Consider the following 22978-nt stretch of genomic DNA (forward strand, 5'->3'; position numbering starts at 1 on the left):
TCAGCTAAACTGTTCGTCGGAAAATTGTCAAGGCCTGCCGCTTCATTCGACGACGGGTTTGCGCTGTCCGCCGGTTTGCCTTACGCAAGGTCTCCGAAATCTTGGGCATTTCGAAGTCGCCGGATTGGAATATCATGCGCAGAGCCGGCGGCTGCGGCAAGGCAAACAGATGACGATCGTAGAGAACGAAAGAGCCCCGCGCTTCCCCGACGCCGAACTCAAGGCCCGCGCCGCCTGGCACTATTATGTCGAGGGTCTTACACAGGAGCGGATTTCCGAAATTCTCGGCGTCGGCCGCATCAAGGTGCATCGCATTCTCTCCGCCGCCCGCGAAGAGGGTGTCGTCCAGTTTCGCATCCGCGACAGCGTCGTCGAATGCGTGATTTTGGAGGAAAGCCTCAAGCAGCGGTTCGGGCTCAGCCAGGCTGTTGTGGTGCCGTCGGCGGCCGACCGAAGCAACGCGCCGCTGATGATCGGCCACGCCGCCGCCGCCTACCTGGCCGACCATGTGAATGCCGGCGATGTCATCGCACTGGGCTGGGGGCGGACACTGAAGTTCGCCATCAATGAATTGCCGCGGCGGCCCATCGCCAGGACGACGGTGGTTTCGATGCTTGGCGGCCTCACCCATGCCCAGCCGCTTAACCCGACAGAAAGCGCCTGGGATTTCGCCGAAAAGATCGGTGCGGAGTGCTTCCTGCTGCCGGTGCCGGTCTATGCCGACAGGCCGGAGCAGCGCGACGCTTTCATGAGCCAGCGCAGCGTTCAGGACGTCGTCTTCCGTGCACGCCGGGCAAACATCGCCGTGCTCAGCGTCGGCTCGTTTTCCAACGACAGCCCGATCGCCAATTACGGCTTCATCAAGCCAAGCGAACTCGAGGAACTGCAGGCGGCCGGTGCCGTCGGCGATATTCTGTGTCATTTCATCGACGCCGAGGGCCGCCCGGTCGACCACGAGGTCAACCGCCGCGTCTGCGCCTATCCGCTGCAGGATTTGTCCGATATCCCGAGCATCATCCTGGTGTCGGGAGGCAGCGAAAAGGTAGCGGTAATGCGGGCTGCGCTCGCCAACACCAAGGTATCGGTTCTGATCACCGACGAAGACGCGGCCAAGGGCCTGCTCAACCGCTAGATTTCGCCGAGAGCGCTGAGGCGGGTGTGGATGTCGCGCGTCGCCTGATAAAGGTCGCGGTAGATTTCCTTGCGGCTGCGATAGGCGGCGACAAGCCCGTCGACCGGATCGACATGCCTGGTGGGAGCGGCAGCCATTGCCTGCGCGGCGGCTTCCGGCGAGGCAAACCAGCCGACAGCCGCGGCCGCCAGCATGGCAGCGCCGCGTGCGGCGGCTTCGTGGACCGGCGAAACCGAGAGCGGCCGCTCGAGCACGCTTGCCATGATCTGCATGAGCAGCGCGCAATTGGTGCCGCCGCCGGCGGCAATCATCGCCGCCGGTCCGCCGGCCTGGGCTTCCATGGCGTCGGTGGCGACGGCCTGCTCGAAGGCGATGCCTTCCAGGACAGCGCGGAAGAGATGCTCCGGCCGGTGATCGAGCGACAGGCCGACAATGGCGCCGCGCGCGGCACCGTCCCAATACGGGCTCATGACGCCGGCCCAATAGGGCATGATGAGCAGGCCCTCGCTGCCCGCGGCAACATCCAGCGCCACTTTCTCCAGCGCTGCCGCCGAGGGCGAACCGGTGGTTCGCACGATCCAGTCGACCAGCTGCATGCCCGAGCGCAGCACGGTCTCCAGCATGAAACCGGAGCCGGTCGGCGAAACCAGCGTGCGAAAGGCGTCCGAGGTTTTCACCTTGCCGGAATAGCAGCCGCTGACCACGCCGGAGCCGAGCGAGAGATAGCTCTTGCCCTCGCCGTAGACGCCCATGCCGAGGCCCATCGCCTGGCCGTCCCCAGCGCCGGCAACGACCGGCGTGCCGGCCCTCAGGCCGGTCAGCTGCGCTATGCTTGCGGAAAGACTGCCGCAGACCACGCCTGGCGCGACCAGCTCGGGCAATTGCTCCATCTGCAGTCCGGCGGCCGCAACGAGGCGGGGATGCCAGGTACCTTTCTCGACGTCGAGCAGCCCGAGCGGATCCGCACTTGCGGTGCTGGTGACCAATCGCCCGGTCAGCCGCTGGACGAAGAAACCGTGCACGTCGACCAGTGCCGCTGCCTGGCGAAGCACTTGCGGCTGGTGCTCGGCAAGCCAGGCAATGGCGTAGAGCGCCGGCGTCGGGTCCGGCGGCTTGCCGCTCCAGTCGCGGATCGCCTCGCGGCCGAGTTCGGCCGAAAGCCTGATAACCTGCGGCCGGGCGCGTTCGTCGAGCCACAGGATCGCCGGCATGAGTGCTTTGCCGGCGCTGTCCACCAGCGTGAAGGTCTCTCGCTGGTGAGCGATGCAGATCGCCGCCACCCGCGTAGTGCCGACCGCCTCGGTGACCTGCTTCAACGCGCCAAGCAGCGCCGTCCACCATTGTTCGGCCTCCTGCTCGAAATGGCCGGGCTTCGGATTTAAAAGCGGATAGGTCTCGCGCGCCTGGAACAGCTCCTCGCCGGCGCGGGTGAAGGCAATCGCCTTCACGGCCGTGGTCGAGGCGTCGATCCCGATTACGACATCGTCCATCAGGCGGAGATCCGGCGGGGTCAGGCTGCGTTTGTAACGAACCGTCCGTCCGACTGGTCGAGACGGCGGCGGATCTGGGTTATCACCATCGAATCGTCGGGTACACAATTTTCATAGGTCAGGAAGTCGCCGGTCTTGAGCGGCTTGACCACCTTGGCGCGTTCGGCAAGGCCGAGCGGCAGGGCGCCACGGGCGCGCGCATCCCCCCAGATCATGGCGAAGCCGCGATAGTCGTTCTCGCCGATCATGCCGAGCGACTGGCCAACGCCAAGATCGCTCTTGGCGACCGCGACCGCCTCGGCCACAGGATGGTCGAGCGGCTCCATGTCGGCCCGCTTGTAGACCACGGCGCGCGCCGCCGACAGCGGCACTTCCAGGCTGGTCAGATGATAGGGCCGGAAGATCGTGAAATAGGGCCCCTTGCCGACCTTGAGGTCGATCATGCGCTCCAGCACACGCGGATGCCGGGTCTCGATGATGCAGAACACGCCGGGCGCCACACCCTTGCCGATCGAGTAATCGACCACGCCCTTGCGATGCAGCACGCCGCCATCGTCGCGCGGGCAAAGCACGCTGGCCAACTCCTCCAGCGTCGCGGTCGGGCCGTGCATGCCCGGCACGTCGGGCACCAGCCCGGTCGCATTCGCGATCGCCACCATCTCGATCGCCGTCTTCGAGCCGTCGACGAATTCGACCAGCATGCGCGCATTCATGTTGCGCTCGGCCGCCTCCTTCTCGTAGTCGGCCGGCATGGCGTCGATCTTCAGCGGATTGTTCTTGCCCTTGCCGGCGGCGATGATGTTGAAGCCGAGGCTCTTGGCAAACCCGATGATCTCCAGCGTGCAGGCCGGCTCGTCGCCGGCCGCACCGGTATATACGACGCCAGCCTTACGCGCTTCGTCCTTGAGGAAACGGCCAATGGTGATGTCGGCCTCGACATTGAGCATGACGATGTGCTTGCCGTTCTTCATCACTTCCAGCGCGAACAACGTGCCGATATTGGGATTGCCCGTCGCGTCGATGATGACGTCGATCCGGCCGGCCGCCGCCAGCGCATGCAAATCTTCGGTCACCGCGATCTTGCCGGCCTCGATGGCGCGGTCGATCGCGGCCGCATTGCCGGCCTGGACGATGTCAGAACGGTCATGGCCAGCGAGCAGCGCCGCGTCGATCGCTGCCTGCGGCCTGACTTCGGAAATAGCGCCGATCCGCATGCCCGGCATCAGCGCGACCTGGACGACGATGTCGGTGCCCATCTGCCCGGCGCCGGCAAGCCCGATGGTGATCGGCCCCTGCTGTTCAGCGCGCTGCAGAAGTTCCGCTGCAAATTGCGGATGGGACATGTCGCTTCCTCCAGTTCCTGACGCGCCGCAGCGTCCAAATCAACGTTTTGAACATTTCTATTTGCAAATGAAAAATATTTCAACCGGCAATTGGGCATTGTCGTTCTGCAATCGGCCGAAGACGATTGGATGAGCGGTCAATCCACACGGCCGTGCCTCCGCAGCCAGAAGGACGCGGCATATTCAGCTTGATTGAGTGCAGCCTTATTGCAGCTCAGCTGCCGATTTCGAAGAAGGGCGCACCAAGCAGGCCGGGAACGACATCGATGCCGAGGCCCGGCCCATCCGGAATGCCCATACGGCTTCCCGAAACCGGCGGCATGTTGGATGCGGTGCGCACCGTCACCCATTCGTGAAAGGCGATGGCGTGCAGCCGGCGCTCCTCCGGCGTCGACAGCGACAGATGCGCCATAGCCGATGTGTCGATCTCGGCGCCGCCAGTGTCCTCGACCGTGATCATGAAGCCGAGGTCGACGGCAAGGTCGCGGATCTGGCGCGTTTTGGTGACGCCGCCGAGGCGTGAGATCTTCAGCGTCAGCCCGTCGGCCGCGCCCTTGCGATGGATATCGAGCATATCATCAAGCGAGGCGACGGATTCATCGAGCACCATCGGCTTGTCGAGCGAGCGGCGCACCGACAGGCATTCGTCGATCGTCGTGCAGGGCTGCTCGAACGTGTAGTCGATGGTGCGCGTCGCATCCACGAACTGGCGCGCCTGGTAAGGCGTCCAGCCGGCATTGGCGTCGCAGAAGATGACGGTGCCCTTCGGCACCGCGGCGGCAACGGCTGTGACGCGTTCGATGTCGTCATGGACGTTGCCGCCGACCTTGACCTGCAGCCGGTGAAAGCCGTCCTTGACGATGCGCTTGGCGAGCGCAGCCATCGCGTCGACCGTGCCGTGGGTGACGACTTTGTAGAGTTCGGCCGTCTTGCTTTCGCGCCCGCCAAGCAGGGTGACCAGCGGCACGTCGGCGGCGCGCGCCGCGAGATCCGAGCACGCCATGTCGAGCGTCGACTTGACGTAGGGATGGCCCTTGAACACCGTGTCCATCAGCCTGTTGATACTGGCAAGCCCGCGTGGGTCATGGCCAATGAGATGCGGCGCGATCTCGACGACACCGGCGCGAGTACCCGCAGCGAAGGCAGGCGAATAGAAATTGCCAAGCGGCGCCATCTCGCCCCAGCCGGTGAGCCCGCTATCGGCGGTGACGGCGACGATCACCGCGTCGAACGCATCGGCGACGCGCCCCTTGGACATACGATAAGGCCCGTCAACGAAGGGCTGCACGACATGGTAGGCCTTGATGGTTTTGATCTGCACGTCTTCTGTCCGTTATCTGCGGTATTAAAGGTGGCCCGCCAAACTTATCGGGCTCATCACGCGGTTTCGGGCCGACCGCGGGTCGGGCTTGCACGACTAGCATCCTTTGAGCCGCGCTGTTCCAGCCCGCGCGCATAGGCGAGCAGTTCTTCGAAATCCAGGTCGATATGGTCCTTGGCGTGGCGCTGTGCGGCGCGCATGTCGCTGCCCTTGAGCAGCCGTACATAGGTCTCGTGAGCATCTACGGCAGGCACCGGCTCGTTGCGCGCCCGCTGGTGCAACGCGAAATACATCTGCAGCCGGCTGGTCAGCCGTTGCCACGTTTCAAGCAGCACCGAATTGTCGGCCCATTCGTGGATCAGGCCATGCAGTTGCAGCGCCGTTTCGATCTGCCGCGTCGTGTCCAGGTCGCGCGTCGCCTGCTTCACCGCCGCATGACGCCGGTCGAGTTCGTCGAAGAAGCGCTGGTCGCGAAGCGGCCAGGTCCGCGCGATGGCGAACTCGTCGAGCACCTTGTTGAGCGAATAGGCGTCGTCGATGTCCTTGGCGGTGACGTCGATGACAAAGGTTCCGGCGTAGGGAATGCTGGTCAGGATGCCTTCCTGCACCAGCTCGCGCATCGCCTCGCGCAGCGGCGCGCGGCTCACCCGCATCTGCTCGGAAATCCTGAGTTCGTTGAGCTTCTGTCCAGGTTCCAGCTGGCCGGTCAGGATCGCCCGCCGGAGCAGCCCTACGATCTCGGCCCTGCGTGTCGTATCCGCGATCGGATTGAAATCCAGCTTTGTCATTCGGCTGCTCCAGGGAACCGAAATCAAGACAAGCAGATTGTCGACAATCTAACAAGAGGCGGGTTGTGGATTTCTTGACTTCCGCTTGGCCGGCTGGCTTGCGGCGCCGGCAAGGCCGTCAGGCCGCACGGCCGCAAAGACCGACCCGTTCTTCATCGCTGAACATCACACCGGCTTCTCGAAGCCGGCGTATGTAGCGCTTTCCCCAAGGAATTGCGTAGAACGAAACATAGCAAAACGGCGCCCTTGGCGTGGGAGCCGAGGGCGCCGCGGAACTGGACCTGATGGGGGTTATCAGGTGGCCGGTTTCTCGGGCAGCGGCGAGACCGGCATTCCCGGGCCGATCTTCTGCAGATTGCCGGTAATCACCCGGTCGCCTTCGGCCACACCGCTCAAGATGGCGACCTGATCGCCACTGGTCGGTCCGAGCGAAACGATACGCTGGTCGACCGTGTTGTCCTTGCCGACGACATAGAGGTATTTGCCGAGCTGGCCTGAGCCGAGTGCCGTCTGCGGTACCATCAGCGCATCGGGCTGCTCTTTGACGTGCAGCCGGACGCGGACATATTGGCCGGGCAGCAGCGTGAACTTGCCGTTGCCGATCGTCGCCCGTGCCGTGATCGTGCCGGTCGAGCGATCGATCGTGTTGTCTATGAAGGTAAGATCGCCCTTCTGGCGCGGTTCCGTTTCACCGGGAAGCAGGACGTCGACACTGATCGGTCCCGCGGCCCGGGCTTCCTCGATCTGTGTCAGGTCCGTTTCGCTCGGATTGAAGGTGACGTAGATCGGATCGAGCTGCACCAGCGAATTGAGCACCGTGCCGGCAACGCTGACCAGCGTTCCGACGGAAGCCTGGCTGCGTCCGATGCGTCCCGCGAACGGGGCACGGATTTCGGTATAGCTCAAATTGAGCTCGGCGGTCCGCAAGGCGGCCTGGTTCACGGCAAGCGAGGCTTGAGCCTCACGCAAGGTGCTGGTGCGCTGGTCGAACACGTCCTTAGCGAGATAGCCGCTCTTGGCGAGTTCGCTGCCGCGCCCGAGATTGGAGCGCGCATAGTCGAGTGTTGCCGTGTCGCGCTGGATAAGCGCCTTCGCCTGCTCGAGGGCAGCCTGGAAATCCTCCGGCGCGATCTTGTAGAGAAGGTCGCCCTTCGCAACGTCGCTGCCGTCGGTGGCGACCTGCTCCTGCAGATAACCCGGCACGCGCGCCTGCAGCGTGATGCTGCGGATCGGCTCCACCCGGGCGGCATAGTCGAGATAGATCGGGATCGTCTTCTTGACGACGCTCACCACCGGCACCGGCATGACAAAGGCTTCCGGCTTGGGTGTTGCCGCCCCGGCTGTGCCGGCGTTGAGGCTGAGGCTGCCCATGTCGAGCAGGTGAACGCTCGCCACCGAAATCGCCCCAAGGGCGACGGCCGTTCCCAGCGCGATTTTCCATTTACGCATGATCAATTCTCCAGTCCTATTCGGCCGCTTCGGCCAATGGCTCGAAGGCGGGTTCGGCAGTTGGTTGTTCGGTCGCTTCGGAAACCGGTTCGCTCTCGCTGCGGCGCTCGCGCAGCTGCTCGATCACCGCATAGAAGACCGGCACGAACACCAGCGACAGGATCGTCGCCGCGACCATGCCGCCAAAGACGGTGGTGCCGATCGACTGCCGGCTTGCGGCACCTGCACCTGTAGCGAACATCAGCGGCAGCACGCCGAGGATGAAGGCGAAAGCGGTCATCAGGATCGGCCGCAGCCGAAGCCGCGCCGCTTCCATCGCGGCGTCGACGATGCTGAGGCCTTCTTCGCGCCGGCGCCGGGCAAACTCGACGATCAGAATCGCGTTCTTGGCCGCCAGTCCGATCAGCATGACGAAGCCTATCTGCGAATAGACGTCGATCTGCATGCCACGCAGCCACAGCACGACGAATGCACCGAACAGTGCGAGCGGCACCGCCAGCAGCACCATGAACGGCATCGCCCAGCTCTCATATTGCGCGGCGAGGATCAGGAAGACGAAGACGATCGCGAGACCAAAGACGACGGATGCGATCGATCCCGCCTTGAGCTCCTGATAGGTGATGCCGGTCCATTCGTAGCCGAAATCTCTCGGCAACGCCGTGGCAGCGGCACGTTCCATCGCCGCCACCGCCTGGCCGGACGAAAAGCCGGGGGCGGCGCCGCCATTGATCAGGGCCGACGCATTGTTGTTGTAATGCGGCACGGTCTCGGGGCCGACGATCGGCACAAGCTTGCCCAGCGTGCTCAGCGGCACCATCCCACCCGAGGCATTGCGGACATAGAGCCGCGATATGTCGGCCGGACCGGCACGAGAATCCTTGTCGGCCTGGATCGTCACCCGGAAGGTGCGGCCGAACAGGTTGAAATCGTTCACATAGAGCGAGCCGAGATAGATCTGCAGCGTATTGAACACGTCCGGCAGGTTGAGCCCGAGCAGCTTCGCCTTGGCGCGATCGAGATCGTAGTTGAACTGCGGCGTCGAGGTCGAGAACGACGAGAACAATTGCTGCGGGTTGAGCTCGGGCTGCTTGCGCGCCTCGGCAATCACGGCTTGCGTCGCATCGTTGAGCGCCACGCTGCCGCGGCCGGTCAGGTCCTCGACCTGGAACTCGAAGCCACCGGTGGTGCCGATGCCCGGGATCGACGGCGGGTCGAAACTCAGCGCAAAAGCCTCCGGAATTTGCAGCAGCTTGTTGCGCACGTCGGCGACGAGCTTAGAGGCGCTCTGGTCGGGGCCGCGTTCGTCCCATGGCTTCAGGATAGCGAATTCGACCGCCGAGTTCGACTGCGCGGCGCTGGTCAGGAAGTTCAAGCCGCTGATCGAGCCGACGATGTCGACGCCGGGCGTGTTCTGCAGGATGTCGCGTGCCTTTTGCGCCACCGCGTCGGTGCGTTCCAGCGAGGCCCCGTCGGGGAGCTGGATGACGACGAAGAAATAGCCCTGGTCCTCGACCGGAAGGAAGGTCGACGGCAGGCGCTGCCAGACGAAATAGGTCGCGACAAGTCCGGCCGCGAACACGCCAAGCATGATCCAGCGCAGGCGGATGAGAATGCGCACACCATTCGCATAGGCATGCGCCAGCCGTTCGAAGCCCATGTTGAACCAGCGGAACAGCACGAACTGCGTTTCCGGCCGGTGGCGCAGGAAGGCGGCGCTGAGCGACGGGGTAAGCGTCAGCGAGACGAAGGCCGAGATGCCGAAGGAGATCGCCACAGTCAGGGCGAACTGGTTGTAGAGCCGGCCGGACACGCCGGGAATGAAGGCAACCGGCACGAACACAGCCATCAGCACGGCGGTCGTGGCGATGATCGGGCCGGTAACCTCCGCCATCGCGGTACGCGTGGCAGCCAGCGGTTTGAGGCCGGCCTCAAGTTGGCGTTCGACATTCTCGACGACGACGATGGCGTCGTCGACGACGAGGCCGATCGCCAGCACCATGCCGAGCAGGCTGAGCATGTTCAGCGAGAAGCCAAGCATATGCATGACGGCCAGCGTCGCCACCAGCGACACCGGAATTGCGATCGTCGGGATGATCGTGGTGCGCCAGCTTTGCAGGAAGATGAACACCACGGCGACGACCAGGACCAGCGCCTCGCCGAGCGTGATCAGCACGTCGTGCATCGAGGCCGAAACGAAACGTGTCGTATCGTAATGCATGGCGTAGCTGACGCCCTTCGGGAAACGGGCCGACAGCTCCTGCATCTTGTCCTTGACGCGCTGCTGCAGATCGAGCGCGTTGGAGCCCGGCATCTGGTAGACCGCGAGCACCACCGTCGGGTCCTTGCCGAAGAAGGCCGACGACGAATATTGCAGCGCGCCGAGTTCGATGCGCGCAACGTCGCGCAGCCTGACCAGCGAGCCGTTGGCGGTATTGGCCCGCACGACGATGTCGCCGAACTCCTTGGGATCGCTCAGCCTGCCGACGGCGTTGACCTGCATCTCGAAGGCAGTGCCGGCCGGAGCCGGTGATTGCCCGATCTTGCCGGCCGCCACCTGGACGTTCTGCTCGGCGACGGCGTTCTGCACGTCGACGGCAGTAATGCCGAGATTGGCGAGCTTGTCGGGGTCGAGCCAGATGCGCATCGAATAGCGCCGCTCACCGAAGATCTGCACGTCGCCGACGCCGGGCAGGCGCTTCAGCGGATCGACCACCTGCAAGTAGGCGAGATTGCTCAGCGCGACCGGGTTGACGGAACCGTCCGGCGAGGTGAGGTCGACGATCAGGACGAAGTTCGGGTTCTGCTTCTTGATCGTCACGCCGCCCTGGTTGACGATGGCCGGCAACGAGGAAGCCGCCTGCGAAACGCGGTTCTGGACGTCGACGGCCGCCGTGCTCAGATCGTAGCCGACGTCGAAGGTGATGGTGATCGTCGAGGAGCCGTCATTGGAGCTCGACGACGACATATAGGTCATTCCCTGGACGCCGTTGATCTGCTGTTCGAGCGGCGTCGTCACCGTGTCGGCGACGACCTGCGCGCTGGCGCCCGGGTAATGGGCGCTGACCACGACCTGGGGCGGCGTGATGTCGGGAAACTGCGAGACGGGCAGGAGGAAATAACAGATCGCTCCGGCGAGCACCATGATGATGGCGATCGCCGACGCAAAGATCGGACGATGAATGAAGAAGTTTACCATGAGATGCATGCCTCGCCCGATGCTCTGGCCCGGCCAAACGCCCTGGCCACCCTGGACAGCCGCCGGCTGCGCGTTGAGCCGGAATCTTCGAGAAAGCCGAAATCTTCCACAAGGCGGCGCGGCGCATTGCGGCGCTCGGCCTGCTCATCCGCCAGCGCACGCAGCATCGCCTCGAAAGACCGCGGGTCGACGCGGTCGGCCTTCATCAGCATGCGGATCATCGGATCCCTCACGACTTCATCGATCGTCAGATCATTGCGCTGCGACATCGAAGCGGCTCCTGGTTTTTGGCGATCCGCGGCAAGCCCCGGATCGGGTGTTTTCTTGCTCGCCGGCCGAGGCCGTGAGGGTGCGGTTCGTCCCCTTGCCGATCGGGGCGGGGTTGATGGCCGGCACTTGCGAGTTTGACATGATGCAATGCGGGTGTTACAGGTAAGTAACATCTCTAACGTTACAGACCGGTAACACCCTAGTCAAGAGGTGCACCGAGGGAATTTCGGGAAACGCAATCACGGAGGTTTTGATGACAGACGGTGTTGTGGAGCGTGTTCGCCCCCGGGACAGGATCCTGGAGACGGCACGGGACATGTTTCACAAGCATGGCATTCGCGGCGTCGGCATCGATGCCATCACCGAGGCCGCCGGCACCAACAAGATGACGCTCTACCGGCATTTCGAGTCCAAGGACGACCTGATCATCGAATGTCTGCGGGCGACCGCTTGCAGCGCCAACGCGATGTGGGAAAAGTTCGAGGCTAAGAATCCGGGCGACAAGCTGGCGCAGCTGCATGCCTGGGTCCGGATGGCGGCCGATTGCCTGATGTCGGACCGTCGCGGTTGCGACATGGCCAACGCCGCCATCGAGCTGAGCGAGGCGGATCATCCGGCAAGGCAAGTGATCAAGGAACTCAAGGAAGCGCAGCGCGATCGGCTGGTCTCGCTGTGTCGCGATGCCGGCATCGGACAGGCCGAGCTTCTTGCGGACACGCTGTCGCTGTTGCTCGAGGGCGCCCGCGTCAGCCTGCAAAGCGTCGGCGCCGAGGGCCCGAGCGCGCAGTTCGTCCGCATGGCGGAAGGCCTGATCACGTCTTTCAGGGCCAGATAGTCTCGCAAGCGGCGAAACGATACGTGGCGTTTCGATTGCGGGCCGCGCCGCCGGGTGATGTCTCGTCCCATCGCGATGTGCCATCTCGCGTCTCCTGTGCCGATCCTCCGCACCATGGCCGGCGCGGCGTTGATTGCCGGTCGTGAGGCAGGATAGGGCCGCCGGCGAACCGGTGAGAGTGACAAGTGTGACAGGATTCTGCCCGACAAGCCGCGGCGGTCGCAGCGAAGCTCATCGATCCGCGGATCAGCAATCGTGTCCGGTGCCAGTCACGTTCCCAGCATCGCCCGCTATCCCGGAGCCGGAACAAAAAAAGCCCGCTGCCGGGAGGAGGTGGCAGCGGGCTCGATTTCGAATACGGCACGGGAGGAGGTGTACCGCACTCAGCGTCGGCATCGCATCTGGGAGGAGTAGATGGCCGACACCTGCGAAACTATCGATTGCCCAATGATTCGGCAACCACAAAAGTTGCATAGGTGATGTGCAGATTTGCGGTATCAACCGAATTTTAACGATCCAGGCCCGAGCGACCATCGCCTCGCGCGACATCACTGCACCGGGACATTTTCCTTGAAGATCAGGCGCGGCTCGATGAATTTCCGCGTCAGATAGGGCGCCGACGAGGCGATCGAGCCGAGCAGGCGAATGACCGACTGTTCGGCGATCAGCCGCGCATTCTGGTCGATGACGACGTCGAGCAGATCGTCGACGAGATAGCCGCGCGTCTCGCGCGTCAGATCATGGCAGATGAACACCGGCTTCGTCTGCGGCCTGACTTCGAGCAATGCTTTTGCCACGCCCGAGCGCCCGGCGCCGATACAGTAGATGCCGAGCAGCTCCGGCTCGCTGTGCAGCGCCTTCATGGTCGCGGTATAACTGGCCTCCGGCTCGTCGTTGATCTCGACGGCGCTGGTGACGGTTAGGTTGGGGAACTCCTCGCCGAGCACGGAGCGAAAGCCCATCTCGCGTTCCTCGTGGCCGCGGTAGGAGCGTGAACCGACGACCATCGCCAGATGGCCCTGGCGGCCGCCGAGGAACCGTCCCATCAGCAGCGCCGCCGTACGGCCGGCCACCCGGTTGTCGATGCCGACATAGGCCGAGCGGGGCGCGCCAGGAACATCGGACACCAGTGTGACCAGGCGGATGCCGGCCTCGACGATCTCGCGCAAGATGTTGCGCGTTCTCGGGTGATCGATGGCAATGACGCCGACACCGTTCGCCTTGAGCGAGAGGTTTTCGACGGCCGCCTGCAAGGCACTCGGCGAGATGCCGGCGAGCTTGTGGATGCGGCAGGAGGCGACCAGCGGCAGGCGCGCCGCATAATCCTCGATGTGCCTGGCCAGATCGGCCATGAAGGCATTGCTGCCGATCGGCAGGAAGAATTCGAGATGCGCCGGCCGCGAGGGCAACGCGACCTGGTCGACGACCGGCAGATAGCCGAGCTGCTTGGCCGCCTCCATGACGCGCTGCCGGTTGGCGGCACTGGCCCCCGGCCGGTTGTTGAGCACGCGGTCGACCGTCGCGGTCGACAGGCCGCAGCTCCTGGCAATATCCGAAACGGTGGCTTTCATGTCGCAACCATGTGGCGATGCGATCCAGTGCCTTGACGATCAGGCGGACCCCCGGCTGCTCAGCCGGGCCGTTGCGTGCCCTCGACCAGCGCGTCATGGATCTCCTTGTCCGACATGCCGGTGATGACGCGTTCGACTTCGGCGACGCTGGTCTTCTTCGGGTCGATATCGTCGGCGACCACCTTGCCGCGGCGCATGACGACGATGCGGTCGACCACCTGGAAGACATGATGGATGTTGTGGGCGATGAAGATGCAGGAATGGCCGGAATCGCGGGCGCTGCGCACGAAGCTCAGCACGCCTTGCGTTTCGGCGACGCCGAGATTGTTGGTCGGCTCGTCGAGGATGATGAGGTCGCTGTCGAAATGCATGGCGCGCGCAATCGCCACCGCCTGCCGCTCGCCACCGGAGAGCGAGCCGATCGGCGTCGTCGGCGGGATGTTCTTCGAGATGCCGACCTGCTTGAGCAGGTCGCGGGCAACCACGTTCATTGCCTCCTGGTCCATCCGATTGAGGAAGCGCGGCGGCTTGATCGGCTCGCGCCCGAGAAACAGGTTGCGGGCGATCGACAGCTGCGTCACCAGCGCCGAGTCCTGGTAGATCGTCTCGATGCCATGCGCGATGGCGTCGCTGGTAGTGCGCAAATTCACCTTCTTGCCGCGGATGAAGATATCGCCGCTGGTCAGCGGGACCGCGCCCGACAGCACTTTGATCAGCGTCGACTTGCCGGCGCCGTTGTCGCCGAGCAGGCCGACGATCTCCCTTTCGTTGACATGGAAAGTGGCATCAACCAGCGCCTGCACGCGGCCATAGGACTTGCGAATATTTTCCATGCGGACAAGCGGTTCGGCCATGGTTCAAGTCCCTGCCTGATGCCGGCGTTCCAGCCATGAATGGAGCGCCATCATGCCGAGGATGATGGCGCCGATGAAAATATTATAGGCAAGGCCAGGCACACCGATCAGCACGATGCCGTTGCGCATCACGCGCAGGATCAGGATACCGAGCACCGTGCCGATGATTGTGCCGCGCCCGCCTGTCAGCGCCGTGCCGCCGATCACCACCATGGCGATGACTTCGAGCTCGTAGCCGGTGCCGCTGTTGGGGTTGGCCGCCGAGGTGCGCAGCGAGGAGATGACCCCGGCAAGCGAGGCCAGGATCGACGACAGGATGAACAGGCCGATCTTGACACCGCTGACATTGACGCCGCGCGCCCTTGCAGCACTCGGGTTGCCGCCGGCTGCCTGGATCCAGTTGCCTGTCCGGCTCTGCGTCAGCACGTAACCGAGCGCGATTGCGGCGGCGATGAACCAGAACAGCGACATGTAGATACGGAACGGCCCGATGAAGAAATCGCCGACCAGCGCTTCCGCCAGCCAGCTGCCCTCGGCGCTCCAGGTCCGCTGCGGAAACCCGTTGGTGACGAACAAAGCGGTGCCGCGCACCACCAGCAGCATGCCCAGCGTCACCAGGAAGGACGGGATCTTGAGCTGCGTCACGAACCAGCCATTGACCAGTCCAATGAACGCAGCGACCACCAGCGCAATGACGAAGGCGGCTTCCAGCGAGGCGACGCCGCTGTTGAACAACGTCCACATCAGGACCGGCGAGAAGCCGAACACCGAGCCGACCGAGAGATCGAATTCGCCTGATGTCATCAACAGCGTCATCGCCAGCGCGATCAGCCCGAGCTCGACCGTAAAGGCCAGCGTGTTCGAGATGTTTTGCGGCGACAGGAAGTCGTGGTTGATGCCCCAGAACACGGCGATCTCGACGACGAGCAGCACAAACGGCCCGAACTCGGGCCGCGCGATCGAGCGTTGGATAAGAGAACGATTTTCCACCTTGGACCCGCGATAGGATTGGATTTGGCCGCGACCGCAACCGGCTTCGGCGGAATGATGAGACAGTCACGGCCGCCGAAGCGGCCGTGACCAACTCGATCGCGGATTTATTTGCCGGACAGGATCTTGTCGTAGACTGCCGCGGTGTCCTTCTCGTAGAGCGCGCCGGTGATCACGTCGAAGCCGGGCGGAATACCGCTCGCCGCCATGTTGGCGAGCGAGAGCGCGACGTAGCTGGTCGCCTGCGGATCCTGCCACTGCGCGGCATTGACGTAGCCGTTCAGCACTTCCTGGGTGGTGTCGAGCGAGTTGCCCCAGCCGACGACCGGGATTTCGCCCGGCTTGACGCCGACCTGGTCGAACACCCGCTTGATCGAACCGGTGACAAGGTCGCCGAGGCCGATAACCGCCTTGACCTTGGCCCTGTTGGCGGTGAGGTAATCGACCATGCGGTTGATCACTTCGGCCTGGTCGAGCGTCGCTTCGGTGATTTCGTAGGTGATGCCGAGCGGCTCGAACACGCTCTTGATGCCTTCCTCTTCCTGGACGCCATAGGTGGCACCGGGAATTTCGACCGGCATCCAGACGAAGTCGCCCTTCTTCACAAGGCCCTTGTCGACCAGATACTGCGCCCAATGTTTGCCGAAGGTGACGTTGTCGCCGCCGACATAGGCGTTGAAGTCCGCCTTCGGGTCGGGCGTGTTGAAGTTGATGATCGGGATGTTCGCCGCCCGCGCTTCCTTGGCGATCTCCACAAGGCTGCCCGGATCAGGGCTGGTCGTGGTGATGCCGTCGGCCTTGGCGGAAATCGCGGCGCGAACAGCCTCCTGCTGCGACGCCACGTCGCCATTGTGGAACGACGTGTTGACGGTGTTGCCGGTGTCCGCCGCCCATTGCTTGGCGCCGGCAAGGAAGTAGGTCCAGACCGGATCGGCCGGGCCGCCATGCGAAATCCAGTAGAACGTCTTGGCCTGTGCCGCGGCCGGAATGGCCAGGGCCACCACCAAGCCAAGTACAAGCAGTCTTAGCCTCGTCAGCATTTGATTTCCTCCCATTTGAACCGAACTCCTCCTCCGACGACGATCGCGGCCAAAAACCGTGCGCGGCCAAAGCCGTGATCGCATTTGCCAGCGTCGACCTGGGCGCATTAGAGCATTCCCTTTTTCGATCGATGGCAAGCCTCGATTGCCAATGGACGTTGGCGCAAGGCACCGCGCCATCAGCAATCCCATCAGATTGCATCAGTTTGGCTGATATTTTCCAGGCGGGCGACGATCGGCCTTGCGACCGTCATGCAATGCTGCGCGGCGGCGCGCCGAGCACGGATTGCTCTAGGTCGATAAGCGTCCCGGTCATCAGCCCGGAGGCGTCGCTGAGCAGGAACAGCGTTAGCTGGGCGACTTCGTCCATGGTCAGCAATCGACCAAGCGGCAGGCCGGCGGCGGCAATCTTTGCCCAGTTTTCGCCCTTGCCCAGCGTGCGCGCCTGCATCTCTTGTTCGGCCGGCGTCGCTACCCAGCCCATGTTGATGCCGTTGACGCGGATGCGATCGGAAAGATGCGCGTTGGCAATGTTTCTGGTCAGCGTCGAAAGCGCGCCCTTGGTTGCGGAATAGATGGCAAGGTCCGGCGCACCGCAATGCGCATTCACCGACAGTATGTTGACGATGGCCCCCGCCGCCCGCCGTGTCTTCATGTCGGCTACGGCCGCCTGCATGAGGAAGAACGGCGCGCGCGCATTGACGGAAAATAACCTGTCCCAGTCGTCGATTGTGCCAGTTTCCAGCGAGGCCCGGTCGGTGAGGGCCGCGGCGTTCACCAGACAATCGATGCGGCCGAGTCTTTTGATCGCTTCCGCCATGACAGCTGCAGGCGCGGCCGGATCTGCAAGATCGGCCTGGATGAAGACGACGGGCCGGCTTGGTCGTGAAAGCTCTTCGGCGATGCGTCTGCCACGCTCGGCATTGCGGCCGACAATGGCGATCCCTTCGCCGCCGTCGGCTGAGGCCAGCCGGGCGATGGTCTCGCCAAGCCCTTGCGTTCCGCCGGTAACGACAAGGGTCTTGCCCTCAAGAGCGACGATCAATGGACTCTCCCGAATGCCGACGAGCAGGTAATTTCCAATCAGAGAATTCTAGAAACTATCGGATGTTAGGCTGCGGGACTAGATGAGGTCGGCCCTGGCGAGGTCGCGCATCAGGTGGCTGGCGCCGTAGGTCCAGTGTGGGCAGTCGGGCGACAGCCGCACGCGGTTGACCAAGGCGCCGAATTTCTCCGACGAGATGGTGACGATGTCGCCGACCTTGTGGGTAAAGCCCTTGCCTGTTTCGCCCCGATCCTTCGACGGCACGAACATGGTGCCGAGATAAAGTGCCAGCCCGTCGGGGTATTGATGATGCGGCCCCATGGCGGCGGCGACCAACTCTTCCGGCGAGCGGCTGATCTCGGCCATCGAACTGGCGCCCTCCAGCGAGAACCCATCCTCGCCCTCGACCTTCAGGCGTACGATCGCCTGCTTCACGTCGCCAATGGAAAACGTCTCATCGAACAGCCGGATAAAGGGGCCAAGTGCTGCCGAAGCGTTGTTGTCCTTGGCTTTGCCGAGCAGCAGCGCCGAGCGCCCCTCGACGTCGCGCAGATTGACGTCGTTGCCGATCGTCGCCCCGACAATCCTGCCGCTGCTGGCGGCAATCATGGCGATCTCCGGCTCCGGATTGTTCCATGTCGAAACCGGATGCAGGCCGACATCGGCGCCGAAGCCGACCGAGGCCATCGGCTGGCACTTGGTGAAGATCTCGGCATCGGGGCCGATGCCGACTTCCAGATATTGCGACCAGGCGCCGCGCGCAATCAGCTTGGCCTTGATCTCCATCGCTTCCGGCGAGCCGGGCTTGAGCTTCGACAGATCGTGGCCGATCAGCCCGGCGATGTCGGCGCGAATGGCGTCGGCCTTTTCCGCCGAACCGCGCGCCTGCTCCTCGATCACCCGTTCGAGCAGGCTGACGACAAAGGTGACGCCAGACGCTTTGATCGCCTGCAGGTCGACGGGGGACAGCAGGTACGGTTTCCCCGGATCGCGCGCTGTCTCGAAACTGCTGGCGGCAATGGCATCGAGCGGGCCGATCGGCCGCCCCTTGGCCGAGCGGACGTGCCCCGCCGGATCCGGCAATTCGCAAACGTCGCGCACGGTCGGCGCCACATTTGACGTGATATCGAAGACCGTGCCGTCACGCACCGTGACCACCAGCGGATGGGAAGCATCGCTCGCCCTGGCGCGGCCCACGAAGAGGCCTTCGGCGGGCAAATGTGTGGCGTTCGTCATGGCTTACATTTCCTGTTGTCTTGTCCTTCGGCCGCGGCACTTTCAACAAATTCCCGCCAAAGGTCTATCCCGCCTGCAGGACGAGCTTTGTCAATTCTTTCAAGCGGTCTTCGCATCGCCGGACCTTGATCGAGCCTGAGGTGCGCCAACGGCGACGGAAAACGCTCTTTCAAAATAATGAAACCGTCGCTAGGGTTTTCACCTACTGAAATCTCCAGGTGACGCTTGCCCGTACGGTTTTCCGATCCAATCTGGCAGAAGCCGCGGACAGCCACCGCGTTCCAGTCGCTTTTTCCCGCCGGCCAATGCGTGGATGTCGTTATCGTCGGCGGCGGTATCATGGGGCTGTCGACAGCCTTGCACGCTGCCCGGTTCGGCCTTGCTGTCCAGGTGCTGGAGGCCGGCGAAATTGGCAATGGCGCATCCGGCCTGAACGGCGGTCAGGTCATTCCCGGCCTGAAATACGATCCGGATTGGCTGCTGGAGCATTTTGGTCTCGAACGCGGCGAAGCGCTCGTCAACTTTGCCGCCTCGACCGCTGACACCGTCTTCGAATTGATCCGCGACGAAAGACTGGCGGTGCCGTTCGTCCGCAATGGCTGGATCCAGGCCGCGCATACCGAGACCGCGCTGAAAGCGGCGGCGAACCGGGACCGGCAGTGGCGCGCCCGCGGCGCCGATGTCCGGCTGCTGAGCGCGACGGAGATCGCGACGATGACCGGCGCGCAAGGCTATCTCGGCGGCTGGCTCGATCGCCGCGCCGGTGTCATCGATCCGCTCGCCTACACGTCGGAACTGGCGCGCGTCGCTGTAGCGGCGGGCGTGAAAATCGCCGAACGCCAGAACGTGATGCAGATCAGCCAGAATGCTGGCATTTGGCACGTTTCTACAGAAAGCGGCGCCGAACTCAAGGCCAAGGCGATTGTCCTGGCGACCAACGCCTATACCGGCGGCCTGCTTCCCGGCCTCGCCGAGACGATCGTCCCGCTGCATTCCTTCCAGATCGCGACAGCACCGCTATCGTCCAATCTCGCGGCGGCTATCCTGCCGGAAGGGCAGGCAGTGTCGGATTCGCGCCGCATCCTCGTCTATTACCGCAAGAGTGCCGATGGCCGGCTGGTGCTCGGCGGACGCGGCCGCATGGCCTTGCCGAACGGCCCGGCCGACTGGGCGCATCTGGAGCGCGCGCTGCTGCGGCTTTATCCGGCGCTGTCAGACATTGCCATTGAAAAGCGGTGGTTCGGCCGGGTGGCAATGACGCCGGACCATCTCCCGCATATCCACGAGCCAGAGAAGGGTCTGCTGGCGGTCGTCGGTTGCCAGGGCCGCGGCATCGGCCTGATGACCGCGCTTGGCGAGCGCATCGCCTCCTACCTGTCGAGCGGCGACACCAGGCAATTGCCGTTCCCGGTCTCGCCGATCCGGCCGATTCCGTTTCATGCGTTTCGGCAGGTCGGCGTCGCCGCGACGATCGCCTGGTACCGGATGCTGGACGCCTTCGAACGCTGACGTTCATGCCCAAGCATGAAATAGCTTGACAATTTCACAAATATGAAAAAAGCTTAATCGATTTCAAATTTCGATGGACAGCCGATGTCGACCATCGTCGTAACGCAGTTGCTGCCGGAAACCCGGTCTTCGCCGGCCTTCCGCTTCGCCATGCTGCTGCCCGGCGGGCTGGTCACCTTCTTGCTGATCCTTTTCGCCCTTGGCCTGGTGTTCTTTCTCGCCTTTCGCGGCAATGACGGCTCGCTGCTGGGGACTGGTTTCACCCTTGCGAATTTCGTCACTGTGGCCACCGATCCGCTGTACTGGACGGTGACGCTGCGCTCGCTGGGTATCGCCGGCCTGGTGACGCTGGCAACCGTCGTCACCGCCTATCCCGTTGCCTACTATCTGGCTTTCCATGCCGGGCGGCGGCGCGGGCTGCTGTTGTTCCTGCTGACCCTGCCGTTCTGGACCAGCTATCTCCTGCGCGTCTTCGCCTGGAAGATCGTGCTTGCCTATAATGGCGTGCTGAACTCGGCGCTGATCGAAAGCGGCATCTGGTCGGAGCCGACATTGGCCTTCCTTAATACGCCGGCAGCGGTCGTCGTCACGCTTGCCCACGCTTATGCGCCGTTCGCGATCCTGCCCATCTATGTGGCGCTGGACACGATCCCGAAATCGCTGCTCGAAGCTGCTTCCGATCTCGGCGCAAAACCGTTCACCAGCTTCCGTCGCATCGTGCTGCCCAATTCGATGCCGGGCGTGCTGGCGGCTGCTCTCGTCGTCTTCGTGCCGACCGTCGGCGATTATGTGACGCCGGCGCTGGTCGGCGGCCCTGCCAGTACAATGATCGGCACGCTGATCCAGGCCGAGTTCGGCAAGGCCAATGACTGGCCGTTCGGCGCTGCACTCGCCGTCGCCGTCATGCTGGTCATTCTCGCCGTGGTGCTGGTGGTGCGCTTCGCCGACCGCCGATACGGCAGCCGCACATGAACACGGCGCGCCTGGACGCAAAGCAAGGCGGCGGCTGGCTCGGAGCGTACGTCCTTGCCTATCTGGTGTTCCTGTATCTGCCGATATTGCTGATCCCGCTGTTTTCATTCAACAATTCGATCCAGGCGGCATTTCCGCTGCAAGGCTTCACGCTGGAGTGGTACGGCACACTTTACGGCAATTCGGCGCTGTCCGGTGCGCTTGCCACCAGCCTCGTCATCGGCGCCATTGCCGCCACCGGCGCAACACTCTGCGGCATCACCGTGTCCTATATGGACCTCTACGGTCGCTCGCCGCTGGCCGCCACGATCAGTGCCATTGCGCGGCTGCCGATCCTGATCCCCGGCGTCATCGTCGGCATCTCGCTGTTGATCCTGGTCAATCTCGCCGGTTTCGGGCCGTCGCGCATTGCCATTGTGCTCGGCCACGTATTGGTGGCGCTGCCGACGACGGTGGTGGTCATGCGCAGCCGCTTCGCCGCCATCCCGAAGACCGTCCGTGAGGCAGCGCTCGACCTCGGCGCCTCGGACTGGACGACCTTCAGACGGGTGATGCTGCCGCTCAGCCTGCCCGCCATTATTTCGGCGTTCATGCTGGCCTTCCTGACCTCGTTCGACGAGTTCATCGTCGCCTTCTTCCTTGCCGGCACCGAGCCGACGCTGCCGCTTTATATCTGGAGCCAGCTGCGCTTCCCGAAATCGCTGCCGACCGTCATGGCGCTCGGCACGGCGATCCTGGCCGTGTCGTTCCTCATCGCCGCACTCGCCGAAGTCCTGCGCCATCGCGGGCTCGCTGCCACCCGGCGGTCAGCGCCCGCCAACCTGTCAAAACCAGAAGAAACCGAAAGAGGAGAACTGCAATGGCATTCGACCTGAAATCGACAACGGCAAAGATAGCGAAAGCCGGACTGGCCGCCTTGGCGCTGGCGCTTGCGTCCACTGTCGCCTTTGCCGGCGACAAGCTGCAATATTTCACCTGGTCGGGCTATGAACTGCCCGACTTCAACAAGAGCTTCCTCGCCGCGCACCCCGATGGTGTCGAAGCCTCGATGTTCGGCGACGACGATGACGCCTTCACCAAGGTCAAGGCCGGCTTCCGCCCCGATGTCGCGCACCCTTGCTATGACAAGGTGGCGCGCTGGAACAAGGAAGGCCTGCTGCAGCCGATCGACACCAGGCGCATCAAGAACTGGGATTCGATCTTCCCGGTCTTCAAGAACCTGCCCGACCTGCAGGCCGGCGACGGCAAGGTCTGGATGGTGCCGTGGGACTGGGGCAATACCTCGATTCTCTACCGCACCGATCTGGTGAAGAACCCGGAAGCCAGCTGGAACCTGCTCTGGGACAAGCAATATGCCGGGCGCATGGCGACCATCGATGCCGTCCACGACACACCGGTGGTGGCGGCCCTTCTGGCCGGCGTCAATCCATTCGACATGACACCGGAACAGATGGACAAGGTGGCGGAAAAACTGCGCGAGCAGCGCCCGCTGCTCTCGAACTACACCACCGACATGACCTCGGTCGAACAGGCACTGGCGAGCGGACAGCTGGTCGCGGCCATGACCTGGAACGCCTCGGCCACCTCGCTGAAGAAGCAGGGCGTGCCTGTAGAGTTCATGAAGCCGAAGGAAGGCATGCTGACCTGGGCTTGCGGTTTCGTCATGCTCAAGGACGCCAAGAACGTCGACCTAGCCTATGACTTCATCAACAGCCGGCTGGAAACGGATTCCGGAAAGTATCTGATCCAGGCCTACGGCTATGGCAGCTCGACCAGCTCGGCTTTCGCCGCTGTGCCGAAGGAGGAGTTGGAGAAACTGCAGCTGCCTTCCGATCCCGAGGTGATGCTGAAGACCACGATCTTCACCGGGCCGATGAAGCAGAATGACGAACTCGCCAAGATGTTCGAGAAGGTCAAGGCAGGCGGCTGAGCCTGGT

At 63.5% G+C, this 22978-nt stretch carries 19 protein-coding genes; 6 read left to right on the plus strand and 13 right to left on the minus strand.

Annotation, left to right across the window (positions count from 1 at the left end; all coding sequences use genetic code 11):
- Positions 1–169: 169 nt before the first annotated feature.
- Positions 170–1132: a sugar-binding transcriptional regulator gene (locus tag NKI72_RS20110; protein WP_352473400.1), complete on the plus strand. Its 963-nt coding sequence runs from the start codon at positions 170–172 to the stop codon at positions 1130–1132.
- Here NKI72_RS20110 and NKI72_RS20115 read toward each other — a convergent pair.
- The 7 genes from NKI72_RS20115 to NKI72_RS20145 form a co-directional block, all read right to left on the minus strand.
- On the minus strand, positions 1129–2622 hold the full coding sequence (locus NKI72_RS20115; RefSeq protein ID WP_352850624.1) for a xylulokinase: 1494 nt from the start codon (positions 2620–2622) through the stop codon (positions 1129–1131). The two genes, NKI72_RS20110 and NKI72_RS20115, sit on opposite strands and share 4 nt — an antisense overlap.
- A gap of 20 nt (positions 2623–2642) precedes the next feature.
- Positions 2643–3965, minus strand: a complete 1323-nt coding sequence (locus NKI72_RS20120; RefSeq protein ID WP_352850625.1) for an NAD(P)H-dependent oxidoreductase — start codon at positions 3963–3965, stop codon at positions 2643–2645.
- 214 nt (positions 3966–4179) lie between these two features.
- Positions 4180–5286, minus strand: a complete 1107-nt coding sequence (locus tag NKI72_RS20125; RefSeq protein WP_352850626.1) for a mandelate racemase/muconate lactonizing enzyme family protein — start codon at positions 5284–5286, stop codon at positions 4180–4182.
- Between the two features lie 56 nt (positions 5287–5342).
- Positions 5343–6074 carry a GntR family transcriptional regulator gene (locus NKI72_RS20130; protein ID WP_352850627.1) on the minus strand — a complete coding sequence of 244 codons (732 nt, stop codon included), beginning with the start codon at positions 6072–6074 and terminating at the stop codon, positions 5343–5345.
- A gap of 294 nt (positions 6075–6368) precedes the next feature.
- A complete protein-coding gene (locus NKI72_RS20135) occupies positions 6369–7523 on the minus strand; it encodes an efflux RND transporter periplasmic adaptor subunit (protein ID WP_352850629.1) in 1155 nt (384 codons plus the stop codon).
- A 16-nt stretch (positions 7524–7539) separates the two neighbouring features.
- Entirely contained in the window at positions 7540–10719 is a 3180-nt protein-coding gene (locus NKI72_RS20140) for an efflux RND transporter permease subunit (protein ID WP_352473392.1), read from the minus strand.
- The gene (locus tag NKI72_RS20145; RefSeq protein WP_352489531.1) at positions 10713–10988 is read right to left on the minus strand and encodes a hypothetical protein; all 276 of its coding nucleotides are present in this window, start codon (positions 10986–10988) and stop codon (positions 10713–10715) included. Before NKI72_RS20145 ends, NKI72_RS20140 begins: the two co-directional genes overlap by 7 nt.
- A gap of 254 nt (positions 10989–11242) precedes the next feature.
- On the opposite strand from NKI72_RS20145, the gene NKI72_RS20150 reads away from it, so the two are divergent.
- Positions 11243–11824, plus strand: coding sequence for a TetR/AcrR family transcriptional regulator (locus tag NKI72_RS20150; protein ID WP_352850630.1), 582 nt, complete (start codon positions 11243–11245; stop codon positions 11822–11824).
- Positions 11825–12372: 548 nt separating this feature from the next.
- Here NKI72_RS20150 and NKI72_RS20155 read toward each other — a convergent pair.
- The 6 genes from NKI72_RS20155 to NKI72_RS20180 all read right to left on the minus strand — a co-directional run bounded on the left by NKI72_RS20155 (position 12373) and on the right by NKI72_RS20180 (position 18560).
- Positions 12373–13395 (minus strand): LacI family DNA-binding transcriptional regulator, encoded by a 1023-nt coding sequence (locus tag NKI72_RS20155; RefSeq protein ID WP_352473391.1) that lies wholly within the window; start codon positions 13393–13395, stop codon positions 12373–12375.
- 59 nt (positions 13396–13454) lie between these two features.
- Positions 13455–14249 (minus strand): ATP-binding cassette domain-containing protein, encoded by a 795-nt coding sequence (locus NKI72_RS20160; RefSeq protein ID WP_352502015.1) that lies wholly within the window; start codon positions 14247–14249, stop codon positions 13455–13457.
- A gap of 3 nt (positions 14250–14252) precedes the next feature.
- The gene (locus NKI72_RS20165) at positions 14253–15239 is read right to left on the minus strand and encodes an ABC transporter permease (RefSeq protein WP_023674041.1); all 987 of its coding nucleotides are present in this window, start codon (positions 15237–15239) and stop codon (positions 14253–14255) included.
- A 107-nt stretch (positions 15240–15346) separates the two neighbouring features.
- Complete coding sequence (locus tag NKI72_RS20170; RefSeq protein ID WP_352473388.1) at positions 15347–16279, minus strand: substrate-binding domain-containing protein; 933 nt, start codon at positions 16277–16279, stop codon at positions 15347–15349.
- A gap of 250 nt (positions 16280–16529) precedes the next feature.
- On the minus strand, positions 16530–17324 hold the full coding sequence (locus tag NKI72_RS20175; RefSeq protein WP_352830780.1) for an SDR family oxidoreductase: 795 nt from the start codon (positions 17322–17324) through the stop codon (positions 16530–16532).
- Between the two features lie 78 nt (positions 17325–17402).
- Positions 17403–18560 (minus strand): fumarylacetoacetate hydrolase family protein, encoded by a 1158-nt coding sequence (locus NKI72_RS20180; protein WP_352473385.1) that lies wholly within the window; start codon positions 18558–18560, stop codon positions 17403–17405.
- Positions 18561–18785: 225 nt separating this feature from the next.
- Here NKI72_RS20180 and NKI72_RS20185 point away from each other — a divergent pair, with 225 nt between their 5' ends.
- The 4 genes from NKI72_RS20185 to NKI72_RS20200 all read left to right on the plus strand — a co-directional run bounded on the left by NKI72_RS20185 (position 18786) and on the right by NKI72_RS20200 (position 22971).
- The gene (locus tag NKI72_RS20185) at positions 18786–20069 is read left to right on the plus strand and encodes an NAD(P)/FAD-dependent oxidoreductase (protein ID WP_502908971.1); all 1284 of its coding nucleotides are present in this window, start codon (positions 18786–18788) and stop codon (positions 20067–20069) included.
- Between the two features lie 84 nt (positions 20070–20153).
- Positions 20154–21041: an ABC transporter permease gene (locus NKI72_RS20190; protein ID WP_352850632.1), complete on the plus strand. Its 888-nt coding sequence runs from the start codon at positions 20154–20156 to the stop codon at positions 21039–21041.
- Positions 21038–21916 (plus strand): ABC transporter permease, encoded by an 879-nt coding sequence (locus NKI72_RS20195; RefSeq protein WP_352850633.1) that lies wholly within the window; start codon positions 21038–21040, stop codon positions 21914–21916. The genes NKI72_RS20190 and NKI72_RS20195 overlap by 4 nt, the downstream gene beginning before the upstream one ends.
- The gene (locus NKI72_RS20200; protein ID WP_352850634.1) at positions 21901–22971 is read left to right on the plus strand and encodes an ABC transporter substrate-binding protein; all 1071 of its coding nucleotides are present in this window, start codon (positions 21901–21903) and stop codon (positions 22969–22971) included. The genes NKI72_RS20195 and NKI72_RS20200 overlap by 16 nt, the downstream gene beginning before the upstream one ends.
- Positions 22972–22978: the final 7 nt, after the last annotated feature.

Source organism: Mesorhizobium sp. M0437, from assembly GCF_040321335.1.
Taxonomy (GTDB): Bacteria; Pseudomonadota; Alphaproteobacteria; order Rhizobiales; family Rhizobiaceae; genus Mesorhizobium.

Coding starts and splice junctions, on each gene's coding strand:
- NKI72_RS20180 (WP_352473385.1), bottom strand. CDS start 18,560: ATGACGAACGCCACACATTTGCCCGCCGAAGGCCTCTTCGTGGGCCGC.
- NKI72_RS20150 (WP_352850630.1), top strand. CDS start 11,243: ATGACAGACGGTGTTGTGGAGCGTGTTCGCCCCCGGGACAGGATCCTG.
- NKI72_RS20200 (WP_352850634.1), top strand. CDS start 21,901: ATGGCATTCGACCTGAAATCGACAACGGCAAAGATAGCGAAAGCCGGA.
- NKI72_RS20140 (WP_352473392.1), bottom strand. CDS start 10,719: ATGGTAAACTTCTTCATTCATCGTCCGATCTTTGCGTCGGCGATCGCC.
- NKI72_RS20130 (WP_352850627.1), bottom strand. CDS start 6,074: ATGACAAAGCTGGATTTCAATCCGATCGCGGATACGACACGCAGGGCC.
- NKI72_RS20145 (WP_352489531.1), bottom strand. CDS start 10,988: ATGTCGCAGCGCAATGATCTGACGATCGATGAAGTCGTGAGGGATCCG.
- NKI72_RS20195 (WP_352850633.1), top strand. CDS start 21,038: ATGAACACGGCGCGCCTGGACGCAAAGCAAGGCGGCGGCTGGCTCGGA.
- NKI72_RS20170 (WP_352473388.1), bottom strand. CDS start 16,279: ATGCTGACGAGGCTAAGACTGCTTGTACTTGGCTTGGTGGTGGCCCTG.
- NKI72_RS20135 (WP_352850629.1), bottom strand. CDS start 7,523: ATGCGTAAATGGAAAATCGCGCTGGGAACGGCCGTCGCCCTTGGGGCG.
- NKI72_RS20110 (WP_352473400.1), top strand. CDS start 170: ATGACGATCGTAGAGAACGAAAGAGCCCCGCGCTTCCCCGACGCCGAA.
- NKI72_RS20190 (WP_352850632.1), top strand. CDS start 20,154: ATGTCGACCATCGTCGTAACGCAGTTGCTGCCGGAAACCCGGTCTTCG.
- NKI72_RS20115 (WP_352850624.1), bottom strand. CDS start 2,622: ATGGACGATGTCGTAATCGGGATCGACGCCTCGACCACGGCCGTGAAG.
- NKI72_RS20160 (WP_352502015.1), bottom strand. CDS start 14,249: ATGGCCGAACCGCTTGTCCGCATGGAAAATATTCGCAAGTCCTATGGC.
- NKI72_RS20155 (WP_352473391.1), bottom strand. CDS start 13,395: ATGAAAGCCACCGTTTCGGATATTGCCAGGAGCTGCGGCCTGTCGACC.
- NKI72_RS20120 (WP_352850625.1), bottom strand. CDS start 3,965: ATGTCCCATCCGCAATTTGCAGCGGAACTTCTGCAGCGCGCTGAACAG.